Source organism: Streptomyces sp. NPDC047043, assembly GCF_040644055.1.
Classification (GTDB): Bacteria; Actinomycetota; Actinomycetes; order Streptomycetales; family Streptomycetaceae; genus Streptomyces.
Genome location: NZ_JBEYVO010000013.1, coordinates 208381 through 227415, shown reverse-complemented (window position 1 = coordinate 227415; position 19035 = coordinate 208381). Strand labels below are relative to the sequence as shown.

The window sequence follows — 19035 nt, the reverse complement described above, 5'->3', positions numbered from 1 at the left end:
AAGGCATCGAATCGCATGGACGCGGTGGACAGGCAGCTCATTCAGGCCCTGAGGGAGAACGGCCGGGCCTCCTACGCGGAGCTGGGACGCCTCGTCGGTCTGTCGGGACCCAGCGTCACCGACCGCATCAACCGGCTCGAGGCGGCCGGCGTCATCACCGGCTACCGCGCCACGGTCGACGCCGCCTCGCTCGGCCTCGGCGTCACCGCGCTGATCGGCATCTCGCTCTCGGACGCCGCCGACCACGAGGACGTGGCGGCCCGGATGAAGGACCTCGGCGAGATCGAGGACTGCTGGTTCATCGCGGGCGACGACTCGTACATGCTCAAGGTGCGGGCGAACGACGTCGACGGTCTGGAGAGGATCATCCGGCGGCTCAGCGGCACCAAGGGCGTCTCCAGGACCCGTACGACCATCGTGCTCTCCACGAAGTGGGAGAACCGGGTCGGGGAGCTGCCCGAAGAGGCGTAGACGTACGGTTGTCGAAGGTCGTCGGTGGTCGTAGGAGAAAGGTGTGGGAATGGACGTCGGGCTCAAGCGCGAGCTGGAGGAGAAGGTCAGGGCCGGTGAACGGCTGACCCGCGAGGACGGCATCGCGCTGTACGAGTCGGACGACCTGGCCTGGCTCGGCGGCCTCGCGCACGAGGTGCGCACCCGCAAGAACGGCGACGTGGTGCACTTCAACGTCAACCGGCACCTCAACATGACCAACGTGTGCACCGCCTCCTGCGCCTACTGCTCCTTCCAGCGCAAGCCGGGCGAGAAGGACGCGTACACGATGCGCATCGAGGAGGCGGTGAAGCTCGCCAAGGCGATGGAGAGCGAGAACCTCACCGAGCTCCACATCGTCAACGGCCTGCACCCCAACCTGCCGTGGCGCTACTACCCGCGCTCGCTGCGGGAGCTGAAGGCCGCCCTCCCGGACGTCTCGCTGAAGGCCTTCACGGCCACGGAGATCCACCACTTCGAGACGATCAGCGGTCTGTCGGCGTCGGAGATCCTCGACGAGCTCATCGACGCGGGTCTGGAGTCGCTCACCGGCGGCGGCGCGGAGATCTTCGACTGGGAGGTCCGCCAGCACATCGTGGACCACCGCACCCACTGGGAGGACTGGTCCCGGATCCACCGCCTCGCGCACGAGAAGGGTCTCAAGACCCCGTGCACGATGCTCTACGGCCACATCGAGGAGCCCCGGCACCGCGTCGACCACGTGCTCCGGCTCCGCGAGCTGCAGGACGAGACCGGAGGCTTCCAGGTCTTCATCCCGCTGCGCTACCAGCACGACTTCGTGGACATGAAGGACGGCAAGATCCGCAACCGCCTTCAGGCGCGGACGCAGATGGCGACGGGTGCGGAAGCCCTGAAGACCTTCGCGGTGTCCCGTCTGCTCTTCGACAACGTCCCGCACGTCAAGGTCTTCTGGGTCATGCACGGCGTCCAGACCGCGCAGCTCGCGCTGCAGCACGGCGCCGACGACATGGACGGCTCGGTGGTCGAGTACAAGATCACCCACGACGCCGACAACTACGGCACCCCGAACAAGCTGACCCGCGAGGACCTGCTGGACCTCATCCGGGACGCCGGGTTCCGGCCGGTGGAGCGGAACACCCGGTACGAGATCATCCGTGAGTACGACGGCCCGGACCCGGCGCGCCGGGAGTCGCCGCAGCCGATGCGGGTGTGACGTGACGCGAGGTGCCGGACGGGTACCCGTCCGGCATGGTGAGCACCAAGGCTCCTGAGGACGCCTACACCGCCGAACCCTTCCTCCCCGACCGTGGTGGCCTGGCCGCGCTGCGCAAGGCCGCCGCGGACTGCCGCGGGTGTCCCTTGCACAGGGACGCCACGCAGACCGTCTTCGGCCGGGGTGCCGCCGGCGCCCGGGTGATGCTCGTCGGCGAGCAGCCCGGCGACCAGGAGGACCGCCAGGGCAAACCCTTCGTCGGGCCGGCCGGCAAGCTGCTCGACCGGGCCCTCGAAGAAGCCGGCATCGACCCGGCGGACGCGTACGTCACCAACGCCGTCAAGCACTTCAAGTTCACGCAGACCGGGCCCCGCAAGCGCCGTATCCACAAGGCGCCCACGCTGCGGGAGACGGCGGCGTGCGGGCCCTGGCTGGCTGCCGAGCTGGCCGTGGTCGAGCCCGAGCTGATCGTGGTGCTCGGGGCCACCGCGGGGAAGGCGCTGCTGGGCTCCTCGTTCCGGGTCACGCAGGTGCGCGGGACGGTGCTGGAGGAGGAGATCCACGGGCGGCGGGAGCGGCTGGTGCCGACCGTGCATCCGTCGTCCGTACTGCGGGCGGACGACCGCGAGGCGGCGTACCGGGGGCTCGTCTCAGATCTCGAGGTGGCCGCGCGCGTGCTGTCGTAATAACTACAATGGCCGCGTGTCCCTTACCTTCACTCTCGACCCCGCCGTCACTCCCGCCCTGCGTGACGGCGTCCTCGACCTGTGGACGGACGTGTCCAACGCGGGCGGATCCGTCGGGTTCGTGCCACCGGTGACGCGGGAGGCGATCCGCCCCGAGCTGGTGAAGCACATGGTGGCCATGGCGGAGGGCCGCACCCGGCTGCTGGTCGGGCACGACGAGGACGGGCAGGTCGCGGCGACGGCCTTCCTCGCGTTGAACACGCACCGGCTGATGACCCACTGGCTGTGGCTGTACACGGTGATGGTGCACCCGCGCCATCAGGGCAAGGGCTACGGCCGTGACCTGCTGGCCGCCGCCGAGGAAGCCGCCCGCTCCATCGACGGCATGGAGGCGATACGCCTGACCTGCCGCGGCGGGAACGGCCTGGAGCGTTTCTACGGCTCCTGCGGCTACAAGGAGGTCGGCCGGGTGCCCGGCGCGATCCGCGTGGCCGCCGGCGACGACCGCGACGACGTGTTCATGCTCCTGCCGCTCGGGTAGCCGCGGCCGCACACCCCCCTGCAAGATCGGGTGCCGGGCGTGCTTCACTGGACGGTGCCCTTTGGGAATGTTCGTACCGTTGACGGAAGAGTGGATTGAGATGCTCCGCTACACGCTGATGCGCCTCGGGATCTTCGTGGGCTGCTTCGCGGCTGTCTGGGGCCTGGTCTACTTCGGCATCGTCCCGCGCGGCTTCGGCGCCTCCAACGGCATGTGGATGGTCCTGCTCGCCCTGGTGGTCTCCGCGCCGATCAGCTTCGTGGTCCTGCGGGGAGAACGGGACCGTGCCTCCGCCCAGGTCGTCGAGCGCGTCGACCGCATGAAGGCCAACCTCGAGGCGAATGCCGCCCAGGAGGACGTCGCGGACGACGCGGCGCGGTCGCAGGGCCAGGCGCAGGGCCAGGCGTCGTAGACCTTGCAAGCGGGGGCCTGTTGAACATCCGCCCAACTACCCTTGCCCCATGGGTGCCGTGAAGACCAAGCGGATGCCGCGGGCGGTCCGTGAGCAGCAGATGATGGACGCCGCCGTGCGGACCTTCGGGCAGCGTGGGTACATGGCCGCGTCGATGGACGAGATCGCCGAACTGGCGGGCGTGTCCAAGCCGTTGGTCTATCTGTACCTGAACTCGAAGGAAGACCTGTTCACCGCCTGTATCCGCCGGGAGGCGAAGGCGCTCGTCGAGGCGGTCCGGGCCGGTGTCCGGGCCGAGCTGCCCGCCGACCGCCAACTCTGGGAAGGGCTGCGGGCGTTCTTCACGCACACCGCGCAGAACCCGGACGGCTGGGCGGTGCTGCATCTCCAGGCCCGTACGCGCGAGCCGTTCGCCGCCGAGGTGACCGCGATGCGCGAGGAGATCGTCGCGTTCGTGACGCAGCTGATCGTGGTCGCGGCCAGGGAGGCGCACCGCGACCCCAATCTGCCCGAGCGCGAGGTCGCCGGGCTCGCCGAGGCGCTGGTCGGCGCCGCCGAGTCCCTCGCCGCCTGGGCCAACGCCACCCCGGGCGTCACGGCCCGGCAGGCGGCGGCCACGCTGATGAACTTCGCGTGGGCGGGGCTCGGCAACCTCATGGAGGGGCGGCCGTGGTCCCCGCCGGTCACGACGGAACCGGAGCTCCCGGCGAGCCGCTAGCCGGGACCTCGGCGCAGGCCGCGATCTCCACGCCCGTACCGGCCAGCACCAGCGGCAGCGTGTGCGGCACCGTCGAGGGCAGGCTCAGCAGGGTGGCCGCGACCGGGCCGCGCAACAGCTCCAGTTCCAGGGGCAGTTCGGGGCGTACGATCTCCAGCTCGCCGTACTCCGCGATCAGCCGCAGTTTCTCGGGGTCCTCGTGGCGGTGGGCGTAGTAGCGCCCGGCGTTGTGCCGGTGGGCGAGGGACGAGACCTCCTCCACGTACCGTTCGGCGTCGATCAGTCCCGTCTCCGCGAGCGACGTACCGATGAGGTCGGTGGTGCCGTAGCGCACGTCGGGCGGGCCGAAGCGCTGCCGTGCCCAGGTGTAGGAGTTGGCGGACGTGACGATGCCGGGCGGCAGGCGCAGGCCCGCCGTCAGGCAGGAGAAGACCTCCAGGCCCCGTCCCTCGCGCGGGGCCAGCCGGCGCACCGTGCGTGCGGCCGCCCGCGGGGCGGGGCCCGTGCGGTGCCGGCGGATCAGGGGGCGGTCGGCGAGGAGTTCGCGGGACAGCTCCAGGGTGGCGGTGCCGTCGTCGACCAGGACGAGGTCCCGGGCCCGGGACAGCGGCAGCAGCCGCTGGATCAGCCCCGAGAACGGGTCGCCGACCACCAGCGTGTCCGCCGCGGCGAGCTTCGGCGCGAGCAGGGCGAGCGCGCACGCGAACCCGGCGGGGCCCCGGCAGATGTCGTACGGCCCGACCCGCACCCCCTCCTCCCGTGCGAGCCCGGCCATGGCCCGCAGCTGCCGCCGACTGCCCGAGTCCCGCGGCAGCAGCACCGCGACCTCGCAGCGTCTGGGCTCCGGCACCCCGTCGCGCTCCCCGAGCGCCCACTCCAGCAGATTGAGCAGCTGCGCGGGCGACTCGACGAGCGCGAGCACGCGGCTCATGAGACCCCTGCCCATGCACCGGTCGCAGTCATACGGCACCCCACCGACGCAGCGTCGGCGCCACCCGCTGGTGCCCCATCCGGTACAGCTTCATCGCGCCGCGGCCCGCGACCCTCCGTACGGCCTTCCCGGCGCGCCCCGAACCGCCCGTGCCCAGTGGGGCGGGCAGCGGGCGGCCCTTCTCGTCGAAGCCGTTGCTGCGGAGGATTCCGGTGAGGTAGATGTCCGCGGTCTGCGGGGAGTAGTACGGCTGCAGCGTCGGCAGCGGGCCCGCCGCGCGCAGTGCGGCGATGCGGGCGCGGGCAGCCGCGTACGGGTCCGTCCTGCCGATGCCCTGCGCCGCCGCCCACGCGGGATCCGGCTGCGGCAGTGCGCCCGCGTCGATGTCGTCCCAGGACGCGAGGCAGCCGGAGCGCACGAAGTAGTGGTTGCCGTGCGCCTCGCGGACGCCGACGTCGGTGAGGATCGCCGTGGGGATGCGCCGGTGCATCGACTCCAGGGCGGCCGTCGAGCTGACGGTGACGAGCAGGTCGGTGCGGTCGAGAACCTCGCCCATGTTGCCGTAGACCAGCCGGAGGTTGGCGGGGGCGGGCTCGGCCAGCTCGTCGACCAGGAGCTGGTACGGGTCGGCCTCGACATGGGTGGTCTGCTCGCCGGGCATGCTGCGCAGCTTGATCAGCACCTGCCGGTCGGGGTACCGGCGCGCATGCGCCGCCGCCCGCTCCAGCAGCCGTAGCCGCCCCTGCCGTTCCCTGGGCACCGACGGCTGGACGGCGAAGGTGACCGTGAACGGCCGGTCGGTGGACGGCCGGTAGGGCTCGCCGCCCAGGAACGGCAGCGCGCACTCCACCACCGAGTCCGGGTCGACGCCGACGTTCTCGAAGACGGAACGGAAACGCCCGGCGTCGTAGGCGGAGTTGGCGAGCACGAGGTCGGTGCCGGCGCGGGTCATGAGCCCGTCGACCATCTTCTCGTAGACGACCCCGACGTACCCGCTGACCGTGACCGGCCTGTGCTCGCGCCCCTCCCACGCCAGCCCCAGGCTGTGCGTGAGCGCCAGGACCGTACCGCCGAGGACGGCCAGGACGACGATGTCGGCGCTCGCGAGCTCCTCGTCGTCGACCAGCTCGGCGGCCGACAGCACGCGCTGTGTGTCGGGCACGATCCCGACCTCGGCGAGCTGCCGCTCGGTCGGTGTGGACCGGCCCCGCAGGAAGCAGGCGTCGAGCGCGTGCCCGGGAGCGATCTGCCGCGCCACCGAGGCGCCCCACTTCCAACGGGTGTCCGAATCCGCGAGTACGGCGATACGTCTGGGAGGCATGGCTCGGCGCCCTTCGTGCGGTGGATCAGGAGGGGTGGGGGTGCGCCGAGGCTAGGAGCCGTGTCTGGGTGCCGGATGAGTGATCCCTTGAAGGAACCTTGGGCAAGCTTGGGGTGACTGTGAGAGATTCCTCAACTGCCCGGTTTTTCCAGCGGGTTCACGATCGGCCGGCAGGCGTCTGTCGCCCACTGTTCGCCTGATGTTCACGGGTGTTCACGGAACCCGGGAGTAGTGGCGCCCCTCACGTGACAGCTGTCATGCACAAAGCCGGACGCCGGGCACTGGGGGGAGCGGAGCCATCGCCCGTACGTTCCTTCCCATGACGAAGAGCGACGGGGCGGACCCGCAGAAGACCGACATCAGGGTGAGCGTGATCGGCGGTCACCGCCTCAAGGGCGAGACCCTCCACGAGCGCACTCTCACCGTGTCCCTCATCGGCGGCGCCGAAGTGGACCTCACGGACATCGACATCCCCGACGGCGCCGAACTGCGCATCACCAAGCTCAGCCTGATCGGCGGGGTCAGCCTCAAGGTCCGCCCCGACGTGCGCGTCGAGGTTCACGGCATCCGCCTGGGCGGCGTGAAGGACGACGGCCCGAGCGAACCCGGCGGGCCGACCGTCCGCATCGACGCCTGGGGACTGATCGGCGGCGTCGGCGTCAGCCGCGGCTGAGGCTCTCCACCACGCCGGTCACATGCACGCGCTCCCCGCCGCGCAGCTCGAAGCGGCCCCCGTCCGCCGCATACGTCACCGTCCCCGGCAGCAGCACCGGTGCCCTGAACTCCGCTGCCACGCGGGCGTGTTCGGGCGTCCCGTGCGCGGCGAGGCAGCGGGCCACCGTCCACATGCCGTGGGCGATGGCGCGCGGGAACCGAAGAGGCGGGCGGTGAGCGGGTGCAGATGAATCGGGTTGCGGTCGCCGGACGCGGCGCCGTAGCGCCGTCCCACGTCGGCGCCGAGCCGCCACTCGGCGACGGCGGGCAGCAACTCGGGCTCCTCCATGGGCTTTTGAGCCGCACGGTCATGGGCCCGGTGCCGCGCGAGATACGTGCTCCGTGACTCCCACACGACGTCCCCGCCGTCCCGCACCTCGGTGATCACCGAGGCCTCGGTCCCGCGTCGATGCGGCTCCAACCCACCTACGTACACGGCGAGTTCGTACTCCCCGGTCGCGGTCAGGTTCCGCCGCCGGGTGATCTCGATCGACGTGTGGACGAGCCCGAGCAGCGGCAGCGGGAAACCCCGGTCGCTCATCAGCCGCATGGCCAGCGGAAAGCCCAGGACGTGCGGATACGTCAGTGGCAGCGCGTCGTCGCCGGTCGCGAAGCCGCACACCCGCTCGTACGCCGCCAGCCGCGCCAGGTCGATGCGCAGGGCGGGCAGGACGAGCCGGGCGCGGGGAAAGTCCGCGTCCGGACGTGGCCGTTTGAAGGGGGAGAGCAGGGCGCCGCGCGCGAGCAGCGGCGTGAGGGCGGGAGTCTGGGGCAGCACCACGGACGTCGACATCACGCCCCCAGCAGGCTCTGGCCGCAGACCCGGACGACCTGCCCGTTGACCGCACCCGACGCGGGGTGCGCGAGCCAGGCCGTGGTCTCGGCGACGTCGGCCGGGAGTCCGCCCTGCGCAAGGGAGTTCATCCGGCGGCCCGCCTCACGGATGAACAGCGGTATCGCGGCCGTCATCCTGGTCTCGATGAACCCGGGCGCGACCGCGTTCACGGTCACCCCGTGCTCGGCGAGCGCACGCGGTGCGAGGGCGCGCACCAGTCCGACGACGCCCGCCTTGCTCGCGCCGTAGTTCGTCTGACCCGCGTTCCCCGCGAGCCCGGCGATCGAGGCCGTGCCGACGATGCGGCCGCCCGGCCTGACCGCCCCGGCCGCGAGCAGCGCGTCCGTCGTCCGCAGTACGCTCGCCAGATTGACGTCGAGCACCGAACTCCACCGCTCGGCGGGCATGTTGACCAGCCGCCGGTCGCGCGTGATCCCCGCGTTGTGGACGAGTACGTCAAGGCTGTCCGGCAGCGCGTCCGCGATCCGCGCACCCGCGTCCGCCGCCGTGATGTCGAGCGCGAGGGCGCTGCCGCCGAGCCGTTCGGCGACCCGCCGGGCGTCCTCCTCCGCCTGCGGAACGTCCAGTACGACGACCCGCGCACCGTCCCGCGCCAGCGTCTCGGCGACCGCCTCGCCGATCCCGCGGGCGGCACCGGTGACCAGGGCGGTGCGCCCGGCGAGCGGACGGTCCCAGTCGACGGTGACCTCCTCGGCCGTACCGACCCCGATCACCTGACCGCTGACGTAGGCGGACCTGGGGGAGAGCAGGAAGCGGAGGGTCGACTCGGCGGCGGCCGCGTCCGTCACCCGCAGGAGATTCACGGTCCGACCGCGCCCGACCTCCTTGCCGAGCGAGCGCACGAAACCCTCCAAGGCCTGCTGTACGGCGGCCTGGTGGTGGTCGTCGGCGTCAAGTGGCGCACCCAGCACGACGATCCGGCCACTGCTCGCGACCGACCGCACGACAGGGTGGAGCGTCCCGTGCACCTCGGCGAGCGCGTCGACGTCCCGCACTCCGGTGGCGTCGAGGACGACGGCGGCCGGACGCTCGGTCCCGGTCTGCAGTCCCGTACGGGAAAGGACGGGACCGAGGTCGAGGTCCGACTTGCCGGCCGTGAGGTGGAGCAGGCCGCCGCCGGTCAGGGACGGCTGCTGCGGGGACCAGCGCTGGAGCGGAGCGGGTTGGGGGAGGCCGAGTCTGCGGGTCAGGAAGCGGCCGGGTGCGGTGCCGGTGAAGCTCAGGTAGCGGTCGGCCATGTCCGTACTCCCCACGCGAATGCCTGCTTACTCCAGAGTCAGGTTACCCGAGGTAAGTGGAGGTCGGGAGGTGAAAAACGTTCAACATACCGCCCGGTAGGGTGTCTTCGGCCAGAAAAGCCACGAGGCTGCACATCCCCGACGCCGGACAATCGTCGAACCCTCACCGGGTCATCACGCGAGCGCCGTACGATCTGCTCTCCTGACCTGCGGCAACTCCCCCGCAGGGCAACTCCGTTGAACCTCTGGAGTCGCCCGTGTCCACCTCCCACCCGCCGGCTGTTCCCATGGCGGTCCACTCCACGACGTACGACGGCACGCCGGTCCTCGTGGAGCCCGCGATACGACGCCTGGACGGGCAGGTGCGCGAGGTCTCCGTGCCGCCCTTCGCCCCGCCGCTGACGCACGGCTCGCTCGCCGAGCTGCCGTTCGACAACGCGCGCATCGCTCCCGAGGACAAGGTCCTCAGCCGCCGTACCGAGTCGGGCAAGTGGACGCATGTGACGGCGGCCCGATTCGCCGAGGAGGTCCTGGCGACGGCGAAGGGGCTGATCGCCGAAGGGCTGGCACCGGGGGACCGGATCGCCGTCATGGCGCGGACCGTCTACGAGTGGACGCTCCTCGACTTCGCCGCCTGGGCCTGCGGACTGGTGACCGTCCCGATCTACCCCACCTCCTCGGTCTTCCAGACCCGGTGGATCCTGCAGGACTCCGGCGCCGTCGCCCTCGTCACGGAGACCGCCGCCCAGGCGGCGGCCCTGGGCCCGGAGCTGCACCGCCTGCCGGACCTGCGCCACCTGTGGGTCATGGACAAGGGCCATGTGGAGCGCCTCGCGGAGCACGGGGCGGACGTACGGGACCAGGAAGTGGCCGTACGGCGCGGGATGCTGGGCCCCGACACCGTGGCCACCGTCGTCTACACCTCGGGCACGACCGGCCGCCCCAAGGGCTGCGTGATCAGCCACGGCAACTTCTTCGCCGAGGTCGACAACGCGATCGAGCTCCTCTACCCCGTCTTCCGGGCCCGCACCAGCGAGGAAGCGGCGATCCTGCACTTCCTGCCCATGTCGCACATCTTCGGGCGCATGGTGGCGGTCGCCTGCATCCGCGCGCGGGTGCGCCTCGGCCACGCCCCGAGCCTGAAGTCGGAGGAACTGCTGCCCGACCTGGCGAGCTTCAGGCCGACCTGCCTCGTCGCCATCCCGTACATGCTGGAGAAGGTCTTCAACGTGGCCCGCGCGCGGGCCGAGACCGGCGGCCGGGTCACCGCCTTCGATCGTGCGGTGGGCGTGGCCTGCCGCTACGGCGAGGCGCGGGAGGCCCGCGCGGCCGGCACCGGCCCCGGCCCGAGCGCCGCACTGAAGGCGGCCCGCACCTTCTACGACCCGCTCGTCTACCGCCGAATCCGCAACGCCATGGGCGGCAGGGTCCGCTACATGATCTGCGGCGGCTCCCCACTGGGCAGGCGCCTGGCGGCGTTCTACGCGGGCGCCGGCATAGAGATCTACGAGGGCTACGGCCTGACGGAGACGACCGGCGCCGCGACGGTGACTCCGCCGCTCAAGCCCCGGCTGGGTACGGTCGGTTGGCCCCTGCCCGGCACGAAGGTCCGGATAGCCGCGGACGGCGAGATCCTGCTTGCCGGCGGACACGTCCTGCGGGGCTACTGGGACCCGAACGCGGGCGGAGTCGTCCCCGCGACCGCCGACGGCTGGCTCCCCACCGGCGACATCGGCCGCCTGGACGAGGAGGGCTACCTCTACATCACCGGCCGCAAGAAGGAGATGCTGATCACCGCGGGCGGCAAGAGCGTCGCCCCGGCCCCGCTGGAGAACTGGCTGCGCGCGCATCCCCTGATCTCCCAGGTGATGGTCGTGGGCGACCGCCGCCCCTACGTCGGAGCCCTGGTCACCCTCGACATGGAGGGCATCGCCCACTGGCGCCGTATGCACGGCAAGCACCCCGCCGTCACGGCGGAACTCATCCTGGACGACGAGGAGTTGAGGGCGGTCCTGCAACGGGCGGTGAACGAGGCCAACAAGCTGGTCTCCCGCCCGGAGTCCATCCGGCGCTTCAGTGTCCTCCCCGTCGACTTCACGGAGGAGGCGGGGCATCTGACACCGTCGATGAAGCTGCGGCGGCAGGCGATCGCCGAGGACTTCGCGGCACAGATCGAGCAGCTCTACGACCCCTACGGTGCGTCGCGCGGATAGCCGCCCTCGGCCCGGCCTGCCGTCGAGGCTGCACAGGCCCGTCTCCGGACCAACCCCGAACCCGCACCAACTCCCCATGCGCGCGCCGTACGATCGCGGTTGTAACCCGCGGTAACTCTCGAGCCGCACACCGCCGGTGAATGAATCGGTACGCACTGCACGTATCACAACAGCAGAGCGGAACCGAGCTGCACGCCCCAGGAGCTGCCATGTCCGTGCCCGTGCCCTACCCGTCCGCGTCCGACTACGACGGCGTGCCCCAGCTGGTGCAGCCCGAGATCCGGCGGCTGGACGGCGAGGTGCGCGAGACGTCGGTTCCGCCGCTCGTCCCGCCGCCCACCCACGGCTCCCTCGCCGACCTGCCGTTCGACAACGCGGACGCGGCGCCGGACGCGCGTGTGCTCAGCCGCCGTACGCAGGACGGCGATTGGACGGACGTGACGGCGGCGGAGTTCGCCGAGGAGGTCCTGGCCCTGGCCAAGGGGCTGATCTCGGAGGGGCTGGTCCCCGGCGACCGGATCGCCGTCATGGCACGGACGATCTACGAGTGGACGCTCCTCGACTTCGCCGCGTGGGCCGCCGGCCTGGTCACCGTCCCGATCTACCCCACCTCCTCCGTCTACCAGGCCCGGTGGATCCTCCAGGACTCCGGTGCGGTGGCCCTGGTGACGGAGACGGCGTCCCAGGCGGCGGCGCTGGGACCGGAGTTGAGCCGGCTGCCGGACCTGCGGCACATGTGGATCGTGGAGAAGGGCCACCTGGAGCGGGTGGCGGAACTGGGCCGGCCGGTCCCCGACCAGGAAGTCGCCGTACGGCGCGGGATGCTGGTCCCCGACACCCTCGCGACGGTCATCTACACCTCGGGCACGACGGGCCGCCCGAAGGGCTGTGTCCTCACGCACGGCAACTTCCTGGCCGAGGTCGACAACGCGATCGAACTCCTCTACCCCATCTTCAAATCGAAGGCGGACGACCCCGCCACCCTCCTCTTCCTCCCCATCTCGCACGTCTTCGGCCGGATGGTGGCGATCGCCTGCGTCCGCGCGCGGGTGCGCCTGGGCCACGCCCCGAGCCTCCAGTCCGAGGACCTCCTCGCGGACCTGGGGACCTTCCGCCCCACCTTTCTGCTCTGCATCCCGTACATGCTGGAGAAGGTCTTCAACAACGCACGCGCCAAGGCGGAGGCGGGCGGCCGGGCGAGCGCCTTCGACCGGGCGGCGCGTGTGGCGGTCCGCTACGGCGAGGCGCTGGAGGCGCGAGCGGCGGGCACGGGCTCGGGGCCGAGTGCCTCACTGAAGACGGCCCGAGCCTTCTACGACCCTCTCGTCTACCGCCGTATCCGCAACGCCATGGGCGGCCGCATCCGCCACCTGATCTCGGGCGGCTCCCCACTGGGCCGCCGCCTGGCGGCCTTCTACGCGGGCGCGGGAATGGAGATCTACGAGGGCTACGGCCTGACGGAGACAACGGGCGCGGCGACGGTCACCCCGCCCCTCAAACCCCGGCTGGGCACGGTGGGCTGGCCCATGCCGGGCACGAGGGTCCGCATCGCGGCCGACGGCGAGATCCTCCTGGCCGGGGGCCAGGTCTTCCGCGGCTACTGGGACCCGCACGGCGGCGGGGTCATCCCCGCCTCGGCGGACGGCTGGTTCCCGACGGGCGACATCGGCCGCCTGGACGACGAGGGCTATCTGACGATCACCGGCCGCAAGAAGGAAATCCTGATCACGGCGGGCGGCAAGAACACGGCACCGGCCCCGCTGGAGAACTGGCTGCGTGCGCACCCCTTGATCTCCCAGGTCATGGTGGTCGGCGACGCCCGCCCCTACATCGCCGCCCTCATCACCCTCGACCTGGAGGGCGTCACCCACTGGCGCCGCATGAACGGCAAGCACCCGGTCCCGGCGGAACTCCTGGTCGACGACGAGGAGTTGCGGGCAATCCTCCAGCGCGCGGTCGACGAGGCCAACAAGCTGGTCTCCCGCCCGGAGTCCATCCGCCGCTTCACCATCCTCCCGAGAGACTTCACGGAGGAGGCGGGCCACCTGACCCCGTCGATGAAGCTAAGACGCCAGAACGTGATGCGGGACTTCGCGACGGATGTGGAGGGCCTGTACGAGCGATGATCGGCGGGCCACCGCCACGAGGCCCCGGGCCACGTCAGGAACTGAGCCGATCGAGTTCGGCACTGATCGCGTGCCGCAACGGATCGTGCTGCGGCCCGAGCACATGGCGCTCGTCCTGCCACCGCTCACGCGGATACAGCCACACGGGCCTGCCCACGAACTCGTCCGGCTCCCAGCCGAACCGCGGCCAGACGTGCGCGTGCAGGAACGGATCGGTGTTCCCGAGAATCTCGAGATTGACCCGCCGAAACGCAGGATCCAGCCGCGCACACGCGCGCTCGACGGCCTCGCCCAGCCGGTCCATGTCGGACAGGAACGCAAGCCGCTTGCTCCTCGGCAGCTGCGACAGCCGTTGCACCACGGGGTCGTCCACGAGGAGAACGGAGTACCCCGGGAGGAACTGCACGTCCCCGATCACCGCGAACCCCGCTTGCAGCCGTCTGAGTACGGTCGGGTTCTCGTCCCGGAGTGCGGTGCCGATCCGGTCCCGGCGCCAGTCGGTCAAGGCGCCAGTTCCGTCAGGGGTGGCGTCGACGGTGGTGCGCCGTAGCGGATGTAGTACTCGGTGGACATCGCCCTCGCCCGCTCCTCCGGTGGTAGTGCTGCGAGTCGGCCCGGGAGAGCGCCTCGTTCCGTCTCGCTGCGGTGGGAGAGTACGGCGGCGAGTTTCTGGTCGAGCCAAGGGGTGACGTCCACCGCTGCGGTGATCCAGTCGTCCGGGACGCTGTGCGGCGTTCTGCCCGGCCGGAGCAGGACGTGGGGCAGTGCGCGGGCGGTGGAGTCGGGGTGAGTGGCCAGGTAGAGGGCACTCGGCTGCCACGGGGCGCCGGTGTCCGGGTAGAGGCGGGGCCAGGCGGCCGCCTGGAACGCCAGTACCGTCAACCGGTGGGTGTGGACATGGTCCGGGTGGCCGGTCAGCCCGCCGTACGCGTCGTGCGTGACGACGATGTCCGGCCGGAACTCCCTTATGTGCGCAACCAGTTGGCCGACCGACTCGTCCAGCGGCGCGTCGCACAGCCGCACACCACGCGGCGCCGACTCCGGCATCCGCGCATCGGCGTACCCGAGCATCCGCGGCTTTCCGGCCCCGAGATGACCCAGCGCCTCCGCCAACTCCTCCGCACGCCAGGTGCTTTCCGCCCATGTCGCCGTGACCACCGCGGTCCGCGCCCCCGACGCCGCATGCCGCGCGAGCACCCCGCCCGCCGACAGGGACTCGTCGTCCGGGTGCGCGAAGACCGCGAGAAGGCTGGGGAGGGGCACGGCTATGCCGCCTTGCGTGCGATCAGGAAGGCCTGCGGGACCGACTCCTTGAGGGCCTCGTCCGGTTCGCGCACGGCCTGGGAGTGGAGGGCGAAACCCGCCGCCGTCAGCAGCTCCACGAGCTGTTCCGGGCGCCGCCGTTGGAACTCCAGGGAGACCGGGTGCCCCCACGGGTTGTCATGACGGCGCGGCACGTCACCCGCCTGGAAACCGAGCAGCAGATGGCCACCGGGGCGCAGCACCCGGTGGAACTCGCCGAAGAGGGACGGGAGTCGGTCCGCAGGGGTGTGGATGGAGGAGTACCAGGAGACGACACCGGCGAGACTGCCGTCCGCGTGCCCGAGCTCCAGCATCGACCCCTTCTCGAACCGCAGTCCCGGATTCTCCCGCCGCGCGATCGCCAGCATCGACTCCGACAGATCGAGCCCGTGCACATCCAGCCCCAACGAGGCGAGGAACCCGGTCGCCCGCCCCGGCCCGCACCCCAGATCGGCCACCTCCCCCTCGCCGCCCACGAGTTCGGTGTAGAGCGCGAGCACGGCCCGCTCCAACGGCCTGCCGGCGAGCTCGTCCCGGAAGCGGTCCGCGTAGTCCTCGGCGATGGCGTCGTAGAAGGTGCGCGTGGCGGTGAGGAAGTCGGTGTCGGTCATGGCTCGGGACCGTACAACCGCCCACTGACAATCCCCCCGCACACCACACCCACCACCACCCTTTCAAGCCAGCTCCACCCGCGGCCCCTCAAGCCCTCCACCACCGGCTCCTCAAGCCCCCGGCCACTGGCCCGTGAAGGTCTCCACCGCCGTTTCTCCGAGCTCCCGGCCACTGGCCCCTGAAGGTCTCCGCTGCCGGTTCTTCAAGCCCTCTCACCGCTGGTCCCTCAAGGCCTCCACCGCCGGCTCCTCAAGCTCCCGACCACTGGCTCCTGAAGGTCTCCACCGCCGGCTCCTCAAGCTCCCCACCGCTGGCCCCTCAATCCCTCCACCGCCGGCTCCTCAAGCTCCCCACCACTGGCCCCTCAATCCCTCCACCGCCGGCTCCCCAAGCTCCCCACCACTGGCCCCTCAATCCCTCCACCGCCGGCTCCCCAAGCTCCCCACCACTGGCCCCTCAAACCCCTCACCACCAGCTCCCCAAGCCCCAACACCAGCCTGTTGAGCCATTCCCACGAGCCCCTCTCACCCCACCCCCACCGCCCGCAACACCCCCGCCGTCCCCGCCGCACCCAGCACCACCACCACGAACGGTGCCCTCCGCCACGCCAGTGCTCCGCCCACCAGCGCCCCGGTCGGCCGCGCCCACCCCGCGAAGCCCCCGCCCTCCGTCAACGCCCCCTTCGCCAGCAGCGCGACCAGCAGGACGATCGCCCCCGCCGACAGCAACTCCTGCACCCGGGCAGGGAGTTCGACCCGTCCTTGCAGTACGGGCCCGACCAGCCGGAAGGTATACGTGCCGACCGCCAGCGCCAGCACCATGACCACGGTGGCGTTCACGTCGCGTCCGCCTCGCTCACGTTCGCGCCCTTCCCGCCGAGCCGCCCGTACAGAACCAGCCCGGCCGACGCCAGCAGCACGGGCACCCCCGCCGGCACGGCCGGCGTCGCCGCAAGCGCGATCACCGCGCCGAGCAGCGCGCACCGCCGCACCCGGGCGTCCCCGCGCAGGGTCGGCAGCACCAGCGCCACCAGCACGGCGGGAAAGGCCGCGTCCAGTCCGTACGCCGCCGTGTCGCCCAGCGCATCGCCGGCCAGCGCTCCGGCCAGGACACCGACGTTCCATACGACGAACAGGCCGATCCCCGAGACCCAGAACGCCGCCCGGCGCCGTACCGGATCGTGCTGGGCGAGTGCGAACGCCACCGACTCGTCGGTCACCAGATGGGCGCCGACCATACGGGCGAGCCGCCCCCGGCCGAGTGTGTCGGCGATCGCGAGGCTGAAGGCGGCCGTACGGGTGTTGAGGAGCAGCCCGGTCGCCGCCGCGGCCAGTGGACCGCCCCCGGCGAGCAGCACGCCGACCGCGCTGAACTGCGCAGAGCCCGCGTACACGACGAGCGACATCACCACCGGCACCCACACCGGCAGACCCCCGGCGACCGAGATCGCACCGAAGGAGACCCCCACGACACCGCCGGCCAGCCAGACGAGCGAGCTGTCGCGGACGAGGTCACGGCTGGGACATCTGCCGAGTGTTCGTTGCAGCGAACGCATGTTTTCTACGATGGACAGCAGCCGCCGTGTTCGTCAAGGCGAACAATCGTACCGATGGAGCGAACGTCATGCCCGATGCACCGCCCCCGCCGTCCCGTCTGCCGCTCGACTGGATTGCCGCCTCCCTGCGCCGCCAACGGACCCGCGCCGGTCTGTCGCTGTCCGAGCTGGCCAAGCGGGCGGGGATTGCGAAGTCGACGTTGTCGCAGCTGGAGGCGGCCGGCGGCAACCCGAGCATGGAGACGATCTGGGCGCTGGCGGTGGCGCTCGGCGTGCCGTTCAGCGCACTGGTCGAGCCGCCGGCACCGGCCGTCCAGGTGATCCGCGCGGGCGAGGGCCCCACCGTCCACTCCGAGCAGTCCAGCTACACGGCCACGCTGCTGTCGGCCAGTCCGCCGGGCGCGCGGCGGGACATCTACTACGTCTGGCTGGAGCCCGGCACCGTACGCGACTCGCAGCCGCACATTCCGGGGACGGTGGAGAACATCGTGGTGAGCGCGGGGAGGGTGAAGGCGGGGCCGGAAGGGGAGCAGGCGGAGCTCGGGCCCGGAGACTTCATGGCCTATCGGGGGGACGTGCCGCACTCGTACGAGGCGCTGGCGCACGGGACGACGTTCGTGCTGGTCATGCAGCACATCTGAGTGCACGCGGAAAAGGCAGGAGCCCCGTTGCCTTGCGGCACGGGGCTCCTTGGGTACTGCTATCAGTTCCGGATCAAAGCACCAGGCTCCGAGACCGAATCAGACGGGGGTGACGTTCTCCGCCTGCGGGCCCTTCGGGCCCTGGGTCACGTCGAAGGAGACCTGCTGGTTCTCCTCCAGCGAGCGGAAGCCGCTCGCGTTGATCGCGGAGTAGTGAACGAAGACGTCGGGGCCGCCGCCTTCCTGGGCGATGAAGCCAAAGCCCTTTTCGGCGTTGAACCACTTCACGGTTCCGGTAGCCATAAGCCCTCCTTGGGCCCAAAGGGTTGCCCTGCTCCAGAACCTGCAAGTGTGAAACGGTGCCGCACAACTGCATACGTCTGAAAACGACGAGAGCCCGCGGTTACATGCTCCGCAGGCTCTGTACTGCAAGGGAAACCAAACTGCAACTTGCGGCGAGCCTAGCACGTGGGCAGCCGAAAGCAATAGAGGTCAAGATCACGTCACTCGGACGTTTGAAGATCAAGTGGAGATTGACTCCGGGGGTGAAGTCTGGAGCGTACCCCACAGGGTCTAGCCTCGCGATGTGGACAATTCTCGCACCCGGCCGCGCGTCGGCCACATCCAGTTCCTGAACTGCCTGCCCCTGTACTGGGGGCTTGCGAGGACGGGCACGCTCCTCGACTTCGAGCTGACGAAGGACACCCCGGAGAAGCTCAGCGAGCAGCTGGTGCAGGGAGACCTCGACATCGGGCCCATCACCCTGGTCGAGTTCCTCAAGAACGCGGACGACCTGGTCGCCTTCCCGGACATTGCGGTGGGATGCGACGGCCCGGTGATGTCCTGCGTGATCGTCTCGCAGGTCCCGCTGGACGAGCTGGGCGGCGCCCGGGTCGCGCTCGGCTCGACCTCGCGCACGTCCGTCCGCCTGGCCCAGCTCCTCCTGGCCGAGCGCTACGGAGTCCAACCCGACTACTACACCTGCCCGCCCGACCTCAGCCTGATGATGCAGGAGGCCGAGGCGGCCGTACTCATCGGAGACGCGGCACTGCGGGCGAACCTGCTCGACGGACCGCGGTTCGGCCTCGAGGTGCACGACCTCGGCACGCTCTGGAAGGAGTGGACCGGGCTGCCGTTCGTGTTCGCGGTCTGGGCCGCGCGCCGGGACTACCTGGAGCGCGAGCCGGAGATCACCCGCAAGGTCCACGAGGCCTTCCTCGCCTCCCGCAACCTCTCCCTGGAGGAGGTCGGCAAGGTCGCCGAACAGGCGGCCCGCTGGGAGGAGTTCGACGAGAGGGTCCTTGAGCAGTACTTCACCACGCTGGACTTCCGCTTCGGCGGCCCGCAGCTGGCGGCGGTCGCGGAGTTCGCCCGGCGCGTCGGTCCGACGACGGGCTTCCCGGCGGACGTGAAGGTGGATCTGCTGGAGCCGTAGCCGAGGTGGAACGGCGCACTACCCTTTTCTCGTCATACGGGGGATACGGG

At 70.9% G+C, this 19035-nt stretch carries 20 protein-coding genes and 1 pseudogene; 11 read left to right on the top strand and 10 right to left on the bottom strand.

Going from position 1 to position 19035, the window contains the following annotated elements:
- The first annotated feature begins 15 nt into the window (after positions 1-15).
- The 6 genes from ABZ880_RS22220 to ABZ880_RS22195 all read left to right on the top strand — a co-directional run bounded on the left by ABZ880_RS22220 (position 16) and on the right by ABZ880_RS22195 (position 4041).
- Entirely contained in the window at positions 16-471 is a 456-nt protein-coding gene (locus tag ABZ880_RS22220; protein WP_361265538.1) for an Lrp/AsnC family transcriptional regulator, read from the top strand.
- Between the two features lie 49 nt (positions 472-520).
- Complete coding sequence (gene mqnE, locus ABZ880_RS22215; RefSeq protein WP_361265535.1) at positions 521-1684, top strand: aminofutalosine synthase MqnE; 1164 nt, start codon at positions 521-523, stop codon at positions 1682-1684.
- A 35-nt stretch (positions 1685-1719) separates the two neighbouring features.
- Positions 1720-2370 carry a UdgX family uracil-DNA binding protein gene (locus ABZ880_RS22210; protein ID WP_361265532.1) on the top strand — a complete coding sequence of 217 codons (651 nt, stop codon included), beginning with the start codon at positions 1720-1722 and terminating at the stop codon, positions 2368-2370.
- Positions 2371-2386: 16 nt separating this feature from the next.
- A complete protein-coding gene (locus ABZ880_RS22205) occupies positions 2387-2911 on the top strand; it encodes a GNAT family N-acetyltransferase (protein ID WP_361265529.1) in 525 nt (174 codons plus the stop codon).
- 100 nt (positions 2912-3011) lie between these two features.
- Entirely contained in the window at positions 3012-3323 is a 312-nt protein-coding gene (locus ABZ880_RS22200) for a DUF4229 domain-containing protein (protein WP_361265526.1), read from the top strand.
- A 49-nt stretch (positions 3324-3372) separates the two neighbouring features.
- A complete protein-coding gene (locus ABZ880_RS22195) occupies positions 3373-4041 on the top strand; it encodes a TetR/AcrR family transcriptional regulator (RefSeq protein ID WP_361265523.1) in 669 nt (222 codons plus the stop codon).
- Here the strand turns inward: ABZ880_RS22195 and ABZ880_RS22190 are convergent.
- Together ABZ880_RS22190 and ABZ880_RS22185 are read right to left on the bottom strand one after the other, a co-directional pair.
- Positions 4007-4972 (bottom strand): hypothetical protein, encoded by a 966-nt coding sequence (locus ABZ880_RS22190; protein WP_361265520.1) that lies wholly within the window; start codon positions 4970-4972, stop codon positions 4007-4009. The genes ABZ880_RS22195 and ABZ880_RS22190 overlap by 35 nt on opposite strands.
- Positions 4973-5000: 28 nt before the next feature.
- A complete protein-coding gene (locus ABZ880_RS22185; RefSeq protein ID WP_361265517.1) occupies positions 5001-6293 on the bottom strand; it encodes a DUF6716 putative glycosyltransferase in 1293 nt (430 codons plus the stop codon).
- Positions 6294-6612: 319 nt separating this feature from the next.
- Between ABZ880_RS22185 and ABZ880_RS22180 the strand changes: the two genes are divergently transcribed.
- Complete coding sequence (locus ABZ880_RS22180) at positions 6613-6966, top strand: hypothetical protein (RefSeq protein WP_361265514.1); 354 nt, start codon at positions 6613-6615, stop codon at positions 6964-6966.
- Here the strand turns inward: ABZ880_RS22180 and ABZ880_RS22175 are convergent.
- Positions 6953-7800 (bottom strand): annotated as a pseudogene (locus ABZ880_RS22175) (MaoC/PaaZ C-terminal domain-containing protein). The gene ABZ880_RS22180 and the pseudogene ABZ880_RS22175 sit on opposite strands and share 14 nt — an antisense overlap.
- On the bottom strand, positions 7800-9101 hold the full coding sequence (locus ABZ880_RS22170) for a 3-oxoacyl-ACP reductase (protein WP_361265511.1): 1302 nt from the start codon (positions 9099-9101) through the stop codon (positions 7800-7802). The pseudogene ABZ880_RS22175 and the gene ABZ880_RS22170 overlap by 1 nt, the downstream one beginning before the upstream one ends.
- Positions 9102-9388: 287 nt before the next feature.
- Here ABZ880_RS22170 and ABZ880_RS22165 point away from each other — a divergent pair, with 287 nt between their 5' ends.
- Both ABZ880_RS22165 and ABZ880_RS22160 read left to right on the top strand, forming a co-directional pair.
- Positions 9389-11314, top strand: coding sequence for a long-chain fatty acid--CoA ligase (locus tag ABZ880_RS22165; RefSeq protein ID WP_361265666.1), 1926 nt, complete (start codon positions 9389-9391; stop codon positions 11312-11314).
- A gap of 209 nt (positions 11315-11523) precedes the next feature.
- Entirely contained in the window at positions 11524-13440 is a 1917-nt protein-coding gene (locus tag ABZ880_RS22160; RefSeq protein ID WP_361265508.1) for an AMP-dependent synthetase/ligase, read from the top strand.
- A gap of 34 nt (positions 13441-13474) precedes the next feature.
- Here ABZ880_RS22160 and ABZ880_RS22155 read toward each other — a convergent pair whose 3' ends face one another.
- The 5 genes from ABZ880_RS22155 to ABZ880_RS22135 all read right to left on the bottom strand — a co-directional run bounded on the left by ABZ880_RS22155 (position 13475) and on the right by ABZ880_RS22135 (position 16909).
- The gene (locus tag ABZ880_RS22155; protein ID WP_361265506.1) at positions 13475-13945 is read right to left on the bottom strand and encodes a diadenosine tetraphosphate hydrolase; all 471 of its coding nucleotides are present in this window, start codon (positions 13943-13945) and stop codon (positions 13475-13477) included.
- The gene (locus ABZ880_RS22150; protein ID WP_361265503.1) at positions 13942-14703 is read right to left on the bottom strand and encodes a PIG-L family deacetylase; all 762 of its coding nucleotides are present in this window, start codon (positions 14701-14703) and stop codon (positions 13942-13944) included. The genes ABZ880_RS22155 and ABZ880_RS22150 overlap by 4 nt, the downstream gene beginning before the upstream one ends.
- Positions 14704-14705: 2 nt before the next feature.
- Positions 14706-15353: a methyltransferase domain-containing protein gene (locus tag ABZ880_RS22145; protein ID WP_361265500.1), complete on the bottom strand. Its 648-nt coding sequence runs from the start codon at positions 15351-15353 to the stop codon at positions 14706-14708.
- 525 nt (positions 15354-15878) lie between these two features.
- Entirely contained in the window at positions 15879-16193 is a 315-nt protein-coding gene (locus ABZ880_RS22140; protein WP_361265497.1) for an AzlD domain-containing protein, read from the bottom strand.
- The gene (locus ABZ880_RS22135) at positions 16190-16909 is read right to left on the bottom strand and encodes an AzlC family ABC transporter permease (RefSeq protein ID WP_361265494.1); all 720 of its coding nucleotides are present in this window, start codon (positions 16907-16909) and stop codon (positions 16190-16192) included. The genes ABZ880_RS22140 and ABZ880_RS22135 overlap by 4 nt, the downstream gene beginning before the upstream one ends.
- Positions 16910-16977: 68 nt before the next feature.
- Here ABZ880_RS22135 and ABZ880_RS22130 point away from each other — a divergent pair, with 68 nt between their 5' ends.
- Positions 16978-17550, top strand: coding sequence for an XRE family transcriptional regulator (locus tag ABZ880_RS22130; protein WP_361265491.1), 573 nt, complete (start codon positions 16978-16980; stop codon positions 17548-17550).
- A gap of 99 nt (positions 17551-17649) precedes the next feature.
- Here ABZ880_RS22130 and ABZ880_RS22125 read toward each other — a convergent pair whose 3' ends face one another.
- Positions 17650-17853: a cold-shock protein gene (locus tag ABZ880_RS22125; protein WP_003992177.1), complete on the bottom strand. Its 204-nt coding sequence runs from the start codon at positions 17851-17853 to the stop codon at positions 17650-17652.
- A gap of 283 nt (positions 17854-18136) precedes the next feature.
- On the opposite strand from ABZ880_RS22125, the gene ABZ880_RS22120 reads away from it, so the two are divergent.
- Positions 18137-18985 carry a menaquinone biosynthesis protein gene (locus ABZ880_RS22120; RefSeq protein ID WP_361265488.1) on the top strand — a complete coding sequence of 283 codons (849 nt, stop codon included), beginning with the start codon at positions 18137-18139 and terminating at the stop codon, positions 18983-18985.
- Positions 18986-19035: the final 50 nt, after the last annotated feature.